General features: G+C 74.9%; 14 protein-coding genes. 7 read left to right on the forward strand and 7 right to left on the reverse strand.

Going from position 1 to position 15,929, the window contains the following annotated elements; translation table 11 throughout:
- Positions 1-24: 24 nt before the first annotated feature.
- Together rsgA and AB0I79_RS37140 are read left to right on the forward strand one after the other, a co-directional pair.
- On the forward strand, positions 25-1,107 hold the full coding sequence (gene rsgA / locus AB0I79_RS37135) for a ribosome small subunit-dependent GTPase A (protein WP_357883769.1): 1,083 nt from the start codon (positions 25-27) through the stop codon (positions 1,105-1,107).
- Between the two features lie 118 nt (positions 1,108-1,225).
- The gene (locus AB0I79_RS37140; RefSeq protein WP_357883771.1) at positions 1,226-1,738 is read left to right on the forward strand and encodes an N-acetyltransferase; all 513 of its coding nucleotides are present in this window, start codon (positions 1,226-1,228) and stop codon (positions 1,736-1,738) included.
- 242 nt (positions 1,739-1,980) lie between these two features.
- On the opposite strand, the gene AB0I79_RS37145 is transcribed toward AB0I79_RS37140, so the two are convergent.
- The 7 genes from AB0I79_RS37145 to AB0I79_RS37175 form a co-directional block, all read right to left on the reverse strand.
- Entirely contained in the window at positions 1,981-2,841 is an 861-nt protein-coding gene (locus tag AB0I79_RS37145) for a siderophore-interacting protein (RefSeq protein ID WP_357883774.1), read from the reverse strand.
- A gap of 50 nt (positions 2,842-2,891) precedes the next feature.
- Positions 2,892-4,310, reverse strand: a complete 1,419-nt coding sequence (locus AB0I79_RS37150; RefSeq protein ID WP_357883777.1) for a HAMP domain-containing sensor histidine kinase — start codon at positions 4,308-4,310, stop codon at positions 2,892-2,894.
- A 14-nt stretch (positions 4,311-4,324) separates the two neighbouring features.
- Positions 4,325-5,008, reverse strand: a complete 684-nt coding sequence (locus AB0I79_RS37155) for a response regulator transcription factor (protein WP_357883780.1) — start codon at positions 5,006-5,008, stop codon at positions 4,325-4,327.
- Positions 5,005-5,577: a hypothetical protein gene (locus AB0I79_RS37160; protein WP_357883783.1), complete on the reverse strand. Its 573-nt coding sequence runs from the start codon at positions 5,575-5,577 to the stop codon at positions 5,005-5,007. Before AB0I79_RS37160 ends, AB0I79_RS37155 begins: the two co-directional genes overlap by 4 nt.
- Positions 5,578-5,804: 227 nt before the next feature.
- Positions 5,805-7,115: an acyltransferase gene (locus AB0I79_RS37165; protein ID WP_357883994.1), complete on the reverse strand. Its 1,311-nt coding sequence runs from the start codon at positions 7,113-7,115 to the stop codon at positions 5,805-5,807.
- Entirely contained in the window at positions 7,115-7,879 is a 765-nt protein-coding gene (locus tag AB0I79_RS37170; RefSeq protein ID WP_357883786.1) for an SGNH/GDSL hydrolase family protein, read from the reverse strand. Before AB0I79_RS37170 ends, AB0I79_RS37165 begins: the two co-directional genes overlap by 1 nt.
- Positions 7,880-8,000: 121 nt before the next feature.
- A complete protein-coding gene (locus AB0I79_RS37175) occupies positions 8,001-8,702 on the reverse strand; it encodes a GntR family transcriptional regulator (RefSeq protein ID WP_357883789.1) in 702 nt (233 codons plus the stop codon).
- Between the two features lie 301 nt (positions 8,703-9,003).
- Between AB0I79_RS37175 and AB0I79_RS37180 the strand changes: the two genes are divergently transcribed.
- The 5 genes from AB0I79_RS37180 to AB0I79_RS37200 all read left to right on the forward strand — a co-directional run bounded on the left by AB0I79_RS37180 (position 9,004) and on the right by AB0I79_RS37200 (position 15,925).
- Positions 9,004-12,477 (forward strand): serine/threonine-protein kinase, encoded by a 3,474-nt coding sequence (locus tag AB0I79_RS37180; protein WP_357883792.1) that lies wholly within the window; start codon positions 9,004-9,006, stop codon positions 12,475-12,477.
- 45 nt (positions 12,478-12,522) lie between these two features.
- Entirely contained in the window at positions 12,523-13,095 is a 573-nt protein-coding gene (locus tag AB0I79_RS37185) for a dienelactone hydrolase family protein (protein ID WP_357883795.1), read from the forward strand.
- Positions 13,096-13,200: 105 nt separating this feature from the next.
- Positions 13,201-14,286 (forward strand): hypothetical protein, encoded by a 1,086-nt coding sequence (locus AB0I79_RS37190; protein WP_357883798.1) that lies wholly within the window; start codon positions 13,201-13,203, stop codon positions 14,284-14,286.
- A gap of 24 nt (positions 14,287-14,310) precedes the next feature.
- Positions 14,311-15,270 carry a histidine kinase gene (locus AB0I79_RS37195; protein WP_357883801.1) on the forward strand — a complete coding sequence of 320 codons (960 nt, stop codon included), beginning with the start codon at positions 14,311-14,313 and terminating at the stop codon, positions 15,268-15,270.
- A gap of 28 nt (positions 15,271-15,298) precedes the next feature.
- Positions 15,299-15,925, forward strand: a complete 627-nt coding sequence (locus tag AB0I79_RS37200; protein ID WP_357883804.1) for a response regulator transcription factor — start codon at positions 15,299-15,301, stop codon at positions 15,923-15,925.
- The last annotated feature ends 4 nt before the right edge of the window (positions 15,926-15,929 follow it).

Below are 15,929 nucleotides of genomic sequence, written 5' to 3' on the forward strand. Positions count from 1 at the left end.
CCCCTTCCCGCAAGGTGTCTCACGTTGTCCAACCTCTTCACGGATCCTTCCGACACTCTGTCCCGGTACGGATGGACGGAATCACTCGACCACGCCTTCGCCGAACACCGCGAGGCCGGGCTCGAACCGGCCCGGATCGCCCGGGTCGATCGCGGCCTGTGCGAGGCGATCACCGGGTCCGGCCCTGTACGGGCCGCCTTCGCGGTGCCGCACGCGTCCGACCCGCTCCTGATGCCCTGCACCGGCGACTGGGCCGCGCTGCGCCCCGGGCGCGAGCCGCGGCTGGTGGCCCTGCTGCCACGCCGGGGCACGATCGTGCGCTCGTCGGCGTCACGCACCTCCCACGGGCAGGTGCTGGCCGCCAACGTCGACACCGTCGTCGTCGCCGTCTCGCTGGCCGCTCCCCTGGACGCGGCCCGGCTGGAGCGGCTGCTGGCCCTGGCGTGGGACAGCTCCGCCCGGCCGCTGGTCGTCCTGACCAAGGCGGACCTGGCCACCGACGCCGCCGCCGTGCACGCCGAGGCGAGCACGCTCGCTCCCGGCGTGGACGTCCTGGTCACCAGCGTCACCACCGGCGAGAACATCGACGTGCTGACCGCCCTGCTGGGCGGCGGCACCACGGTCCTGCTCGGGTCCTCGGGCGCGGGCAAGTCCAGCCTCGGCAACGCGCTGCTCGGGGACGAGCGGCTGGCCGTCGGCGAGGTACGGGCGCAGGACGGCAAGGGCCGCCACACCACCGTCCGCCGCGAGCTGGTGCCCCTGCCCGGCGGGGGCGTCCTCATCGACACGCCCGGACTGCGCGCGATCAGCCTGTACGACGCCGCCGACGGCCTGGAACAGGTCTTCGCCGAGATCGAGGAGCTGGCCCGGAACTGCCGGTTCGGCGACTGCGCGCACGGCACCGAGCCCGGCTGCGCCGTCCAGGCGGCCATCCAGGCGGGCGAGCTGGCCGAGCGCCGCCTCGACAGCTACCGCAAGCTGCAACGGGAGAACGCGTGGGCGGCCGCGCGCACGGACGCCCGGCTACGCGGCGAGCGTACCGACCGGCAGAAGGCCATCACCAGGCATCTGCGCGCCACCTACAGGTTCCGGGACCAGCAATCGTGAGCGCGGACTCCCGCGCCCAGGTCGCCGCCGCGCGCGCACGGACGCCCGGCTCCGGCGAACCCCTCCATCAGCCATGCCCTGCCACCGCAGGCGAGCACAGAACGGACACCCACCAGCGATGACCAGTTCCTGGATCACCCGCCCCGAGACCGCCGCCGACCTCGCCCCGATCCGCGAGGTCAACCTCGCGGCCTTCCCCACCCCGCACGAGGCCGACCTGGTCGAGGCGCTGCGCGCCGACCCGGCGGCGTGGCTGCCCGGCCTTTCGTGGGTGGCGCAGCAGCCCGGCGGCCCCATCGCCGGGTTCTCGCTGCTCACCCGCTGCCACGTCGACGGCGTTCCGGCTCTCACGCTGGGGCCGTGCGCCGTACGGCCCGAGGCGCAGCGGCGCGGCGCCGGTTCGGCGGCCATCCGCGCCGGGCTGGACGCCGCCAGGCAGCAGGGCGAGAACCTCGTCCTGGTGCTCGGTCACGCCACGTACTACCCGCGCTTCGGCTTCGTCCCCGCTTCTCGCTATGGCATCAAGGCGCCCTTCGACGTCGAGGACCAGTACATGATGGCGCTCGTCTTCGACCCGGCGCGGCCGGTGCCGTCCGGCACCATCCGCTACCCGGCGGCGTTCGGCGTCTGAGCCGGGCCGCGTCCAGCCCTTGAGCGGGCCCGCGTCCAGCGTCTGACCCGCGCGGCCAGCGTCTGAGCCGGACAAGGCCGGTCACGGAGGCGGCGTGCCGGAGAGGCGTCCTGCCGCCGGCGGAGAAACACCTTCGCCGGCGGCGGGACGTCCCTGTCATGCCGCCCGCTCCGATCGTGAACGGGCCGGGCGGGAGGTGACCGCCCGGCCCGCCGGAGGAGAGCGGCCGGACGGTCACCGGCTCATCCCGCGGGCGAGTCGCTCAGGACCTTCGCCTCTTCAGCCTCGATCTGCTGGTTCCACTCCCGCTTGGAGGACTGCCAGCCGTCCTCGTCCCGCCCCAGCCGCCAGTAGCCGGAGATGGAGAGCTGCTCCAGCGGCACGCCCCGCTCCACGCGCAGGTACCGCCGCAGCTCCTTGACGAACGCCGCCTCGCCGTGCACGAAGGCGTGCAGGGTGCCGTCCAGGAACTTGGCCTCCCGCACCGCCCGCACCAGGGCCTCGCCGACCTGGCCGCCCTCGCGGTGCAGCCACACGACCTCGGCGTCGCAGGCGGTCGGCAGCTCCTGCTCCTCGGCGGGGTCCGCCACCTCGACGAAGACCTTGGCGGGCGCTCCGGCGGGCACCCGCTCCAGCGCGGCGCCGATGGCCGGCAGGGCGCTCTCGTCGCCGGCGAGCAGATGCCAGCCGGCCTCGGGGCTGGGCGCGTACGCCCCGCCGGGCCCCATGAAGCGGATCACGTCGCCCGGCTTCGCCTGCATCGCCCATGGCCCCGCGAGGCCCTGCGCGCCGTGGCAGACGAAGTCGATGGCCAGCTCCCGTGCCTGCGGGTCCCAGGAGCGCACGGTGTAGGTCCGCATGACGGGCCACTGCTCGCGGGGCAGCTCGGCGCGGATCACCCCCATGTCGAACGGCTCCGGATACGTCACTCCCGGCACCGGGAACAGCAGCTTCACATAATGGTCGGTGAACTCTCCCGCACTGAACCCGGCGAGCCCCTCGCCGCCCAGCACCACGCGGATCATGTGCGGGGTCAACTGCTCGGTACGCAGCACCACACCGGTGGTGCACCGAGGCGCACGCCGTGCCGATTCCGTCGCCATCGGACTCCTCCTCGCTAGATTAGGCAAGCCTAACTTAACTGGGCGAGCACTCATGGCGGATCCGCAGGCAGGGTGAGGGTGAGGACGGCTCCCCCGTGAGGGGCGTTGCGCGCGGTGAGGGTGCCGCCGTGCAGGTGCGCGTTCTCGGTGGCGATGGCCAGGCCGAGGCCGCTGCCATCGGACCGGGCGCGGGCGCCGTCGGCCTTGGTGAAGCGGTCGAAGACATGGGGCAGCAGGTCGGCGGGGATGCCGGGCCCGTCGTCGGAGACGGTGACGGTGAGGCGGCCGGCCTCGGCCCGCACCTGGACGAGCACCGACACCTCCGGGCCGCCGTGCCGCAGCGCGTTGCCGACGAGGTTGGCGAGGATGACGTCGGCGCGGCGCGGGTCGAGGCGGGCGCGCAGCCCCGGCGGGAGGTCGGTGCGAACCCGGTCCTGCCAGTGCCGCAGCGCGAGCGTCTTGGCGACGAACTGGGCCACGTCCACCTCGTCGAGGTTCAGCACGGCGGCGCCGGCGTCGAAGCGTGACACCTCCATCAGGTCCTCGACCAGGCGGGTGAGCTTGCGGGTCTCGCCGGAGACCAGGTGCAGGGCCTCGGCGGTGAGCGGCGCGAGGCGGCCTGAGGCGGCGTCGGCGTCCAGGACCTCGGTCACGGCGCTCATGGCCGCCAGCGGGGTGCGCAGCTCGTGGGAGACGTCGGCGGCGAACCGCCGTGCCCGCGCCTCCATGGCGCGCAGGGCCGCCGCGTCCGCCTGGAGCGTGGCCGCCATCGTGTTGAAGGTGCGGCCGAGGTCGGCCAGCTCGTCGTCGCCGGTGACGGTCACCCGCGTGTCCAGGCCGCCGCCCGCCATCCGCTCGGCGGCCGTACGGAGCCTGCGTACCGGCCGGAGCAACCGGCGCGCGGCCAGCAGCGCGACGACGACGGAGGCCAGGACGACGGGCAGGGCGCCGGCGCGGGCCGCGGCGGCCAGGGCGTCCACGTCCTGCTGCTGGGAGGCCAGCGAGAAGGAGGCGTAGACGACGAGCGGCGGCGGGCCGTCCGGGGAGGCGGCGGCCGTGACGGGCAGCGCCACGGCCAGCCAGGGCGTCTCGCCGTGATGGAAGCGCTGGGCCAGCGCGGTCGTCGCCGAGGCCGCCTCGGCACGCAGGCCCGCGGGCACCGGCGGCGCCTGCGTCCCCGCGGCGACGAGCGGGCCGCCGCGGTAGGACAGCGCGGTGTGCCGGCCGCGCGTGCCCGCCGCCCGGTCCAGCTGCAGCGCCAGCGTACGCAGGTCCGCCTCGCCGGGATCGGCGGGCAGGTCGGGGGCCAGGGAGGCGAGGTGGGCGCGCAGCTCCTGGAGGGCGTCGGCCTGGGCGCGGGACACGATCGCGCTCTGGCCCTGGCGGAACGTGAACGCGGCGGCGGTCAGCGCGCTCAGCGCGGAGACCACCAGGAACACCAGGACGAGCTGGGCCCGCAGCCCCCTCACCAGCGACGGCCGGATCACAGCGGGCCGAACCGGTAGCCGAAGCCCCGCACGGTCTGGATGTAGCGGGGGTTGCGGGAGTCGTCCTCGATCTTGGCCCGCAGCCGCATCACGCACGCGTCGACCAGCCGGTAGTCGCCGTGGAAGCTGTGCTCCCACACCTGCTCCAGGAGTTGCTGGCGGCTGAAGGTGTGCTCGGGCGCGGCCGACAGGAACAGCAGCAGCTTCAGCTCCGCCGGCGCCAGCGCGAGCTGCGTGCCGTGCTTGAGCACGCGCAGGGAGACCCGGTCGACGAGCAGGTCGCCGTGGGTGGTGCGGGCCTGGGCGGAGGAGGCGGGGGCGGCGGTGCGGCGCAGCACGGCGCGCATACGGGCCTCGATGACCTCGCTGCTGGCCGGTTTGATCACGTAGTCGTCGGCGCCCGCCTCCAGGCCCACGACGATGTCCACGTCGTCGTCGCGGGCGGACAGGATCACGATGGGCACCTGGCTGAACGCGCGGATGCGGCGGCAGGTCTCCAGGCCGCTCATGCCGGGCAGCATCAGATCGAGCAGCACGATGTCGGGGGCGCTCGCGACGAGCTCGGCCAGCCCGTCCTCGCCGGTCGCGACGAGCAGCGTCTCGTGGCCGCGGTGGCGCAGGCCGAGGCTCACGCCCCGGCGCACGGCGGGGTCGTCCTCGATCACCAGCACCCGGGTCATGAGGAGCCTGCCGGAGCGGCGGGGACGGCCGATCCGCTCGCGTCACATCTGACCGGCCAGGGGTGGTCTGTCATGCCGGGCTCGAACACCTCGATGACGGTGGCGTCGCCGGTGCCCGCGGCGGCCGTGGGGGCCGTGGGGGCGTCGCCGGCGTCCGTGGCGGCCCCGGGAGTGTCGCCGGCGCCTGCCGCGGCCGTGCAGACGAGCTGGCTCACCGCCACCGGCCGCAGGTCGCGCACCAGCCACGGGAGACGGAGCTCGACCCGGCCGCCCGCCGTCCGCGCCCGCACCCGCCGGGACGCCGGGGGCAGCTCGGTGACCAGCCCTCGCCCGCGTTCGGCCGCCGTGGGGCCGGCCAGCAGCGCGTCCATGGCGTGTTGCAGGCGGTCTCCGGCCGGCGCGGGGCGGGACACCGGCCAGGTGCCCTCAGGGGTGACGAAGTAGACCCGCAGCAGGCTGCTGCTGTCCGTGGTCAGGCCACCCCGGGCCGGCTCGCCCGCGGGCAGCACGCCGGTGTCGGCGATCCCGCAACCCGCCAGCGCCGCCACCGCGACCAGTACGGCCACCACGCGACGCCGCGCTGCCGGGCCGCCCCCCGCTCGACCCGGCACGGCCAAGGCGACCTCCCCTCGGCCTGACGCGGAGGCGGCCGGGGCGGCGGGGGCCTTCGCCGTGTGGCACGGAGCGGCGGAGGCGGCCGGGGCGGCGGCTTTCGCCGTGTGGCGCGGAGCGGACAGGGCGGGCCGTGGCGTCCCTGGCATGTGCTCGTTTCTCCTGTTCGGCATGATGTCTCCGGTCACGGCTGGCCGAGCCTGCTCACGTCGACCGTCCCCGCGCCCGGCTCCGGCCGGGGGATCGCGGCCCACAACCCGGCCGCCGTCACGGCGGTGACGGTCAGGGCCGCCCAGCCGCGCCGGCCGGTGGCCCAGCGGGCGCGCAGCCGTACCGAGTCTTCGACGGCGGCCTTCGAGACTACCGCAGCGAGCAGCGACAGCCCGATCGTGGCGGACGTCCATCCCCAGGAGCCGGTCGCCGGCCGGGGCAGCAGCAGGTAGACGGGCCAGTGCCACAGGTACAGGCCGTACGACAGCTCGCCCAGCCGGCGGGGTACGGCGCTGCCGATCACCCGGCCCGCGAGCCCGTCCGGCCGGTGGGCCAGGAGCGCGATCAGCGCCGCGCAGGCCAGGGAGTGCGCGAACATCCCGCCCTGGAACAGGCCGGGCGCCTCGTCCCCGCCGGTCAGCAGCCACGCGCCCGACAGCCCGCACAGCAGCAGGGCGCAGAGCGTTTCCACGGCCGTGCGCGGCAGGGCGGCCACGGCGTCCCGGACGGGCGCGGTGGCGGCGGCCGCGCCGAGGAGCAGGGAGAAGGCCCGCGTGTCGGTGCCCTCGTAGGCGCGGGTCGTGTCCACGGCAGCACCCAGCTTGATCATGAGCAGGAGCGAGACGACCGCCCCGGCGACCGCGACGAGCGCGACCCGCCGCTGCCCGCCAGGCCCCCGCCCGGCGAGCGCCACGATCAGGGGCCAGGCCAGGTAGAACTGCCATTCGACGCCGATGCTCCACAGGTGGGCGAACAGGCGGGTGCCCGAGGCGTTCCAGTATCCGATCCGCTCGCCGATGTAGTGCCAGTTCACGCTCTGGGCGGCGACCCACGGCGCGTCCCTCAGGGCGGGGCCGAGCAGGTCCGGCCTGGCGCACGCCCAGGCCAGCAGCAGCGCCGACAGGACCATGACGGTCAGCGCGGGCAGGAGCCGGCGGGCCCGGCGACCCCAGAAGGCCGCCAGGTCGGGACGGCCCCGCCCGCCGAGCTCCGCCAGCAGCAGGCCGGTGATCAGGAATCCGGACAGCACGAAGAACAGGTCGACGCCCAGGAACCCGCCGCGCAGGTGCCCGGCGTGGAACAGCAGGACCGCGGCGACGGCGAACCCGCGCAACCCGTCGAGCGACCCGATGCGGACCTGACGGGAGGCCGGTTCCCGCGACCCGATCCGGGCCTGATGAGAGGCGGGATCCCCCGACCCGATCCGGACCGGACGGGAGGCCGGCTCCAGCGGCCCGTCGAGGGCGGCGTCGTCGGGCGTGCGGCGAGGGGAGGCGGGCTGCATCAGCCGCAACCGAGCTTGACGTAGCGTTCGTCGCCGGTCCACGGACCGGTGGCCCAGGTGGCGGGGGCGGCCGGGGTGAAGCCGGTCAGCTCGCCGAGCCGCTTGGCGAACCAGGTGGCGAAGGCCGCCGCCCCCTGCTGGCAGGAGTGGATGCCGTCCTTGGCGCGCTGGGCCTTGGCGGCGGCGTGATCATCCCCCCACAGCTCGGCGGCGTCCAGGTAGCGGGCGTGAGCGGCTGCGGCGGCCTTGGCGGCCATCACGGGGGCGCTCCTGATGGCCTTCTCGTGCGGCTCGAAGAACTCGTCGATCTTGAACGGCGGCGCGGACACCAGCACGAGCCGGGCGCCGGCGTCCTCGGCCGACCGGGCGAGCTTCCGGTAGGCCGACCGTTGCTGGGCGGGGGTGCCCCAGTCGTAGCCGGTGATCTGGTAGGCGACCACCGTCGGGCGGAAGGTGGTGAGGTTCTCGCGCAGCGCCTTCCAGGTGTCCTCGGCCGCCATGGCCGTCACCTCGTGGTCGCCCGCGACGACGTTGCCGCCGCCGTCGGACGTGGCGTTCCTGAACGCCACGCCGCCGGCCTCCAGCGCCGCCTCCAGGGCCGGGGCCTGCGCGCCCGCGATGGAGTCGCCCATCCACAACACCCTGACGCCGGTCCCGGGCACCTCTTCCCGGTCCGCTGCAGAGGTGGGGGCGCCGCAGCCCGCGAGCGCGGCCACGGCCAGGATGGCCAGGAGGGTGCGGGGAGAGAGGTTCGTCGGTTGCATGGCACTCAGGCAATCAGGCGGATCACCGGCTCGGCCGCGTCGTCATCGTTTCATCACATGATGCGGGAGCGGCCGTCACGAACGGGCCTCCTCCTCGGAGTGCCTGTGAGGGCGGCGGCCGTCAGGGCTCGCCGTCGGTGTCCGGTCCGGGGTGCTGCTTGCGCAGGCGCGAGGCGGCCTGGGCGCCGAGGCTGGTGTCGATGTGCTCGCGCATGACGGCGGCGGCCGAGTCGGCCTCGCCCGCGATGACGTACTCCAGCAGGGCCTCGTGCTCGGCGGCCTTGCGGTCGCGGGCCGCCTGGCCGCGCTCGGCCTCCAGGGCCAGGCGGCGGTAGCGGTCGGCCTTGTCCCACAGCCCGTCGAGGGTCTGGATGAGCAGGTCGTTGTGCGAGGCGGTGTACAGGGCCCGGTGGAACGTGCGGTGCGCGACGAGCTGCTCGTACGTGGGGTTGCCCGGCAGCGGTTCGAGGCCGTCGAGGGCGGCGCGCATGGCGGCGATGTCGGCCTTGGTGCGGCGCTCGGCGGCCAGCGCGACGGCGAGCGGATCGAGGGAGCGGCGCAGCTCCAGCAGGTCGCGGGCCTCCTCTGCGGCCAGGGGCGCGACGCGGGCGTCGCGGTGGGCGTCGAGCTCGACCAGGCCCTCGCTCTTGAGCCGGCGCAGCGCCTCGCGCAGCGGGGTGGTGCTGATGCCGATCTCGCGGGCCAGCTGGGCCTGCGCGATGACGGAGCCGGGGCGCAGGGTGCCGGACAGGATCAGCTCCTTGACCCTGAGGTAGGCGTAGTCCGCCTTGGTCGTGTAGAGCTCGGCCGCTGATCCGCTCATCACTGTCCTGTCCCGTCGTCAGTTCATAGACTATAACGATCTTCAACTTGCGCCGCGCTGTCCGGCAACCGGAGCTTCGGGGGCCGCGCTGGAGGTCCGCTCCGACCACCTGGCCTCGCCGCCGGCGCCGGCGCTCCTGCGCCTGCGCGCCTCGCCCCGCGCGATGCCGGACGCGCTGGGACGCGCTGGGACGCGGTGCCGGACGCGTTTTGCCGGACGCGGTGCCCAACGCGGTGCCGGACGTCGGCCGTCGCCGAGGGTCTTCGGCAACTTCGTGCGATCGAGCGGCGTCTAACCTCCCGTGGACCCCTTGCTGGCGGGTGACCCGCCCCGGATCGGAGGCTACTGGCTGGCCGGGCGGCTGGGCTCGGGCGGTCAAGGCGTCGTCTACGAGGCCTACGACGAGGCGGGGACACGGGTCGCCGTCAAGGTGCTGCACGCCGAGGCGCGCGATCGTTTCGCCAAGGAGGCCCAGGCGGCGCGCCGGGTGGCGTCGTTCTGCACGACCAGGGTGCTGGACGCCGATCTCGACGGGGACAGGCCCTACCTCGTCAGCGAGTTCGTGCCGGGGCCGAGCCTGCGCCGTGCCGTACAGGACGGGCGCAGGTTCACCGGGGACGACCTGCACCGGCTCGCGACCGCGGTGGCGACGGCGCTGACCGCGATCCACGATGCCGGCGTGATCCACCGCGATCTCAAGCCGGACAACGTCCTGCTCGGCCCGGACGGGCCGCGGGTGATCGACTTCGGCATCGCGCGGACCGCGGACATGTCGCTGACCAGGACCGGCGAGGTGGCGGGCACGCCCAGTTACATGGCCCCCGAGGTGTTCACCGGGCAGCGGGCGGGGACGGCGGCGGACGTGTTCGCCTGGGGCGCGGTGCTGGTGTTCGCGGCGACGGGCGAGGATCCGTTCCGCGCCGACAACCTGGGCGGCGTCATGCACCGGGTGCTGTCGGCGCAGCCGGACCTGAGCGTGCTGCCGGACCGGCTGGCCACGCTGGTGACGGCGGCGCTGGAGAAGGACCCCGCCTCCCGGCCCACCGCGCGTGAGCTGCTGCTGGCGCTGGTGTCGGGCGACGGCTCCGACGTGCGGGACCTGCTCGCGGCGGGCAGCCGTTCGGCGGCGGGCCTGGACGCGCCGCAGACGTCCGACCCGGAGCTCGGCGCCATCGCCGAGGACGTCTACGCCTCCCTCGCGCCCGAGGAGCGCGACCTGGCGGCCGAGGTGTTCCTGCGCCTGGTGACCGTCACCGAGGACGGGCACGAGACGGTCCGCTGGGCGGCCCTCGACGAGCTGGCCGACGGCCGGCCCGGGATCGAGCGGATCCTGGAGCGCTTCGCCTACCTGCTGACCCGGCGGAACGGCGCGGTCGCGCTGTCGCGTCCCGCGCTGCTGCGCGCCTGGCTGCGCCTGCGCCTGTGGGTGGACGCCGACCGCGCGGGGCTGGCTACGCTCGCCCAGCTGTCGGCCGCCACCCGCCACTGGATCGAGCACGGCCGCAAGGACGGCGACCTGCTGCAGGGCAGCCGCCTGGAGCAGGTGCTCACCTGGGCGGCGGCCGGACGCACGCACGTCCGGCTGACCAGCGCCGAGCGTTCCTTCCTGCAAGCGGCCACCGCGCTGACCCGCAGGCGCACCACGCAGCGCCGCGCGATCACGGCGGCGCTGGCCGGGCTGCTGGCTATCACGGTGGTGGCCGCGGGCGCGGCCTTCGTGCAGGCCCAGCGGGCCTCCGAGCAGAGCAGGGCCGTCGCCCTGCAACGTGACCAGGCCGTCGGCCGCCAGGTCGCGGCCGAGGCGGACCGGCTGCGGACCACCGACCCGACCGTGGCGATGCTGCTCAGCGTGACCGGCTGGCGGCTCGCGCCCGGCCCCGACACCCGGCAGAGCCTGATGGGCTCGCTGACCATGCCGGAGCGGGCGGCCTTCCGCGATCCCGCCGTCAAGGGCGTCTCGGCGAGCGCGGCGGCCGGCTCCGGCCGGATCAGGGCCGTGGCCGGAGAGGACGGCGTACGCGTCTACGACGTGCCCGGCAGGCGGCTGCGCACGTCCTGGACGTGGCCGCGCGGGTTCACCTCGCTGCCCGCCACGGCGGCGCTCAGCCCCAGCGGCGCGACCCTCGTCGTCCTCAACGGGTTCACGATGTCCGCCTGGGACACGATGACGGGCAGGAAGCTGCGCGAGCAGCCGGTGGCCGAGGGCACGCCGCGCCCCAACCTGGCGTTCGGCGACAACGAGGACCTGGTGAGCGTGACGCGGTCGGGCTCGGTGGAGCTCGTCTGGAACGTCAGGACGGGCCGCACCTACCGGCCGGACATGGAGGCGGGCCTGTCCCCGGCCATCTCGGCCTCCGGCGAGTACATCGCGGGCATGGGGCTCAACGAGGGGATGAAGGTGATCCGCCTGTCCGACCTGTCCGTGCGGCCGTGGACGCCGAAGGAGTGCCACGCGGTCGCCTTCTCGCCGGACAGCACCCGCATGTACTGCGCGAACGGGGGCATCCAGGCCTGGGACACGCGCACCGGCCGCCGGCTCGCCGGCGCCGACGAGCCGTTCTGGAACGCCTCCGACCACGGCGCCCGCCTGTGGGTGTCGGCGGACGGGACCCGCCTGCTCGGCCTGTACCAGAACACGATCAGGGTGTGGACCACAGGCGGCGGCCAGGAGCTGTTCACCTACCACGCCGAGGGCGAGCCCGAGCACGCGTGGATCGACGGCGCGAACACCGTGCGGTACCTGCTCGGCAGCTCGGTCGTCACGCTCGACGCCGGCTCCCGCGGCATGACCGCCAGGCTCCCCGGCCGTGCCAGAGTGATCAGCCTCGGCGACGGCCCTTCGATGATCACCGCCGCGCCGGACGACCTGCTGCGCGCCTGGGACGGCAGGCGCCTCGGCCCGGCCCTGCCCGACTCGCGGGACGCGGGCCCCATCGAGCTCGACTCCCAGGGCAGGCGGCTGGTGGGGGTGACGGAGGAGACCCGGCTCGTGCGGGCGTGGGACGTGAGCACCAGGCGGACGCTGTGGACGTGGCCGGTCCCGCCGATGCAGAGCGTGGTCACCATGGCATTCACCCCGGACGGAGACAAGCTGGTGCTCTCGCTGGCCGAGACCAGCCAGCGGAACGCGCGCAACGAGCTGCTCGTCCTGGACGCCGCAGGCGGCTCGGTGCTCAAGCGGCACCGGCTCGGCACCGCCACCGGCCACCTCGCCGTGGTGCACTCCGGCACGGCCGTGGTGACCAGCGTCGGCAGGATGCTCGACCTGGACACCGGGCGGCTCACAGGATCCGGCTTCAACAGCGGGGACAGCGTCGCCATCGCGGCGAGCCGCACCAAGCCGCTGGTCGCCTTCGGCTCGTCCGCCGTGCAGCTCTGGGACCACGCGCAGGGCATCGAACTGTCGCCCCTGCTGCGCCCGGCGGGCGCCACCGATATCTCCGACATCGCCTTCAGCCATGACAGCACGCTGGTCGCCGCGGTGAGCGTCTCGCGGCAGGAGGAGTACTTCGTGCACGTCTGGGACGTGGCCACCAGGCAGGAGCTGGCCGCCGTGCCGATCGGGTTCGGCGACGAGCTGCGCTTCAGCGCCGACGACAGCGTGCTGCAGGTCGGCGTGCGGAACTACCGGACCGTCACCACGATCCCGGTCCAGGGCGACGCGGTGGCGGCACTGGTGTGCGAGCACGCGGGGCGCACGCTGTCCGCGCGGGAGTGGTCCCGGTACCTGAGCGGCGTCCCCTACCGCGACCCCTGCGCGCAGCCGTACCGGTAGCACCTGACCCCGCAACGACTCGGCTCCACTGGCTAAGCTGCGCGCATGGCACGTGTTCTCCTCTTGCACTCGATGTACGGTCTCCGGCCCGCCGTCCACCAGGCGGCCGACAGGTTGCGGGCGGCCGGTCACGAGGTGCACGTCCCTGACCTGTACGACGGCCGGGTCGTGGACACCCCCGAGGAGGGGATCGCGATCAAGGAGGAGATCGGCCGGGACGAGCTGCTGAGGCGGGCCGTGGCCGCGGCGGCCCCGCTGTCGGACGAGCGCCTGGTCTACGCGGGCTTCTCGCTCGGCGCGGCGATCGCGCAGAACCTCGCCCTGGGCGACGAGCGTTCCCTCGGCCTGCTGCTCATGCACGGCACCTCCGACATGGCCGAGGGTGTCTCGGCCGACGACCTGCCCGTTCAGTTGCACGTCGCCGACCCCGACACCTACGAGCCCGCCGACTGGCTGAACAGCTGGTACCTCGCCATGCGCAAGGCCAGGGCCGACGTGGAGGTCTTCCGCTATCCCGGCGTGGGGCACCTGTTCACCGATCCGGACCTGCCCGACCACGACGCCGAGGCGGCCGAGCGCGCCTGGGCGATCGCCCTGGACTTCCTCGCCGGCCTGTGATCCGTCCTTCGGCCGAGGGACGGCGGCCCGCACCGGGCGAGATCTGCCGAACGGCGGATGGGCACGGCTCCTGCCTGGTCCGAGGCTTGAGCCATGAAGACAATCATGGCGAGATGGCCCCGATGGGCCGGGTACGCGGCAGCCGCGTGGTCGCTGGGTTACGGGGCGCTCGGGCTGTTCTGGGCGCTCGGCGGCAGCGGGTTCCCCTTCGGCAGGACCGACCCCGACTGGGAACCCGGGCTGTCGATGCTCGGGGAGGCGACCAGGCAGGTGGCGGCGCCGCTGATCGCGGTGCTGGGCGCGCTGGGTGCGGTCGCCGGGCTGGCGACCGCGCGAGGGGTGCGGCGGGGCAGGCCGCTGCTGCTCGGGTTCGCGTGGGCGGCGGCGGCCGGGCTGACCGTGGTGGTGCCCGACAACCGGGTGCTGATGCTGGTGGCGTACGCGCCGCTGCTCGCGGTGTTCGCCTTCACCGGCGTGCCGGGCGGGCAGCCGATGGCGGAGCTGGTGCCGTGGTCGCGGGTCAACCTGTTCATCGTGCTGGCGGGCGGGCTGCTGTGGGCGCTGGCGGCCCTGGCCTACCAGCGGCGCACGGCGGGCAGGTGCGTGGCCTGCGGGCGGGGCGGGCACCGTACGGCGCGGTGGGCCACACCGGTGGCGGCGCGGCGCTGGGGGCTGTGGGCGGTGGTGGTCGCGGCGGCCATCCCCGCCGCGTACGACGCCAGCCGCTTCGCCTGGGCGGCGGGCATCCCGCTGGGGATCACCGAGGAGTTCTGGCAGTGGCTGGACGAGTCGGGGCTGCGCTGGGCCGGGCTGTTCCTCAGCCTGATGGGGCTGGGAGGGGCGATACTCACGCTCGGGCTCGTGCAGCGCTGGGGCGAGATCTACCCGCGGTGGATCTGGTTCAGGGCGGGCCGGCCGGTGCCGCCCATGCTGGCCGTCGTCCCGGCCTCGATCGTGTCGGTGATCGTGCTGTCGGGAGGGCTGACGTTCTGGCGGCTGCGCATGGTGCACGACTACGACTGGGACATGTGGGCGACGTGGGCGCCGTCGCTGGTGTGGCCGCTGTGGGGGGTGGCGCTGGCCGCCGCGACCCTGGCGTACCACTTGCGGCGCCGGGGCGCGTGCCGGTCGTGCGGGCGCGGCGGGCCGCTGGAGGCGCATCCGGTGGCCGTGCGCGGCCATGCCGGGTAGGCGTACGTGGCTAGGCTCGCGACCGTGAAGCGGAACGGCGGGGCGAGGGTCCGGGTGGCCGGGGTGGCGGGGGCTGCCGGGGCGGCGTCCCTCGCCGTCACGCTGGCGCATCCGGCGGCCGGATGGGCGAGCGCCGACGCCGTGGCGCTGGTGGCCGAGGTGTCGGTGCTCCTGATCCTCACCGTCCTCACCGTCCGGCGCTCCCCCGCGCGCCGGGCGGCCGTCTCCGCGGTGCTGAGCGGCTCGGCGGTGGCGCTCATCCTGCTGCGCGCCGTGTGGCAGGGTCCGCCGCAGCTGGTGGTGGGCGCGTGCTCGGCCTGGGCGCTCGGCGCGGTGGCGGCCACCGGGATCGGGCTCTACCTGCGCAGGCTGGACGACGGCCGGCGGCGCGCGGTCGAGGAGGCCGCCCGGGCGCAGCGGCTCGGGCTGGCCCGCGACCTGCACGACTTCGTCGCCCACGACGTCAACGGCATGCTGGTGCAGGCTCAGGCCGCCCAGGTGGTGGCGGGCTCGCTGCCGGAGCCGGTCGCCGACGCGCTGCGGCGCATCGAGGACGCCGGGCAGCGGGCGCTGGCCTCGCTCGACCGCACGGTGCACGCGCTGGGCGAGCGGGGGCCGGGGATCGAGGGGCTGGAGCGGCTGGCCGACGCGTTCTCGCCCGGCGTGCGGGTCGATCTGGCGGTCGAGCCGGGGCTGGCGCCGCGGCCCGAGGTGTCGTCCCTGGCCTACCGTGTGGTGACCGAGGCGCTCACGAACGTGCGCCGGCACGCGCCGCGGGCCACGACCGTGGCGGTGGAGGTCCGTGAGAAGGGCGGTGTCCTGCGGGTGCGGGTGGCGGACGACGGCGGCGGCAGCTCGCCGAGCACCAGGATCGGCGGTTTCGGGCTCGCGGGCCTGGGCGACCTGCTGGAGGCGCGCGGCGGACGGCTGGCGGCGGGCCCGCACGGGAGCGGCTGGCGGGTCGACGCGGAGATCCCCGCATGACCGCCCGCGGACTCCCGGGGGATCCCGCATGACGACACGGATCCTGCTCGCCGACGACCAGGAGGACGTGCGGATCGGCTTCCGGCTGATCCTCGACGCGCAGCCGGACATGACCGTGGTGGGCGAGGCGGCCGACGGCACGCGGGCCGTCGAGCTGGCCCGCCACCTGCGCCCGGACGTGGTCCTCGCCGACGTCCGCATGCCGGGCCTGGACGGGCTGGAGGTCACCAGGCGGCTCGCGGCCGAGACCCGCGTGATCGTCGTGACGACGTTCGACCTGGACGAGTACGTCCACACCGCCCTGCGCGCGGGCGCCTGCGGCTTCCTGCTGAAACGGTCGGGCCCCGCCCTGCTGGTGGAGGCCGTCCGCGCGGCGATGGCGGGCGACACCCTGATCAGCCCCCAGGTGACCGTACGCCTCCTCCAGGGCTTGACCCGCCGGCCACCGCCGCCGCTGGAGGACCCGCTCACCGCCCGCGAGCTGGAGATCGCCCGCCTGGTGGCGCGCGGGCACACCAACGCCCGCATCGCCGGCGAGCTGACCATCAGCCCGGGCACCGTGAAGACGCACATCGCCCACATCCAGCGCAAGGTGGGCGCCGCCAACCGGGTCGGCATCGCCGCCTGGGCCTGGAGCAGCGGCCAGGTGACCTGACGAG

Source organism: Nonomuraea sp. NPDC050202 (assembly GCF_040656115.1).
GTDB lineage: Bacteria > Actinomycetota > Actinomycetes > Streptosporangiales > Streptosporangiaceae > Nonomuraea.

Excerpts from the sequence above, each read along its gene's own strand:
- AB0I79_RS37140 (WP_357883771.1), top strand. The coding sequence starts at position 1,226 with ATGACCAGTTCCTGGATCACCCGCCCCGAGACCGCCGCCGACCTCGCC.
- AB0I79_RS37145 (WP_357883774.1), bottom strand. The coding sequence starts at position 2,841 with ATGGCGACGGAATCGGCACGGCGTGCGCCTCGGTGCACCACCGGTGTG.
- AB0I79_RS37155 (WP_357883780.1), bottom strand. The coding sequence starts at position 5,008 with ATGACCCGGGTGCTGGTGATCGAGGACGACCCCGCCGTGCGCCGGGGC.
- AB0I79_RS37165 (WP_357883994.1), bottom strand. The coding sequence starts at position 7,115 with ATGCAGCCCGCCTCCCCTCGCCGCACGCCCGACGACGCCGCCCTCGAC.
- AB0I79_RS37170 (WP_357883786.1), bottom strand. The coding sequence starts at position 7,879 with ATGCAACCGACGAACCTCTCTCCCCGCACCCTCCTGGCCATCCTGGCC.
- AB0I79_RS37175 (WP_357883789.1), bottom strand. The coding sequence starts at position 8,702 with ATGAGCGGATCAGCGGCCGAGCTCTACACGACCAAGGCGGACTACGCC.
- AB0I79_RS37185 (WP_357883795.1), top strand. The coding sequence starts at position 12,523 with ATGGCACGTGTTCTCCTCTTGCACTCGATGTACGGTCTCCGGCCCGCC.
- AB0I79_RS37190 (WP_357883798.1), top strand. The coding sequence starts at position 13,201 with ATGGCGAGATGGCCCCGATGGGCCGGGTACGCGGCAGCCGCGTGGTCG.
- AB0I79_RS37200 (WP_357883804.1), top strand. The coding sequence starts at position 15,299 with ATGACGACACGGATCCTGCTCGCCGACGACCAGGAGGACGTGCGGATC.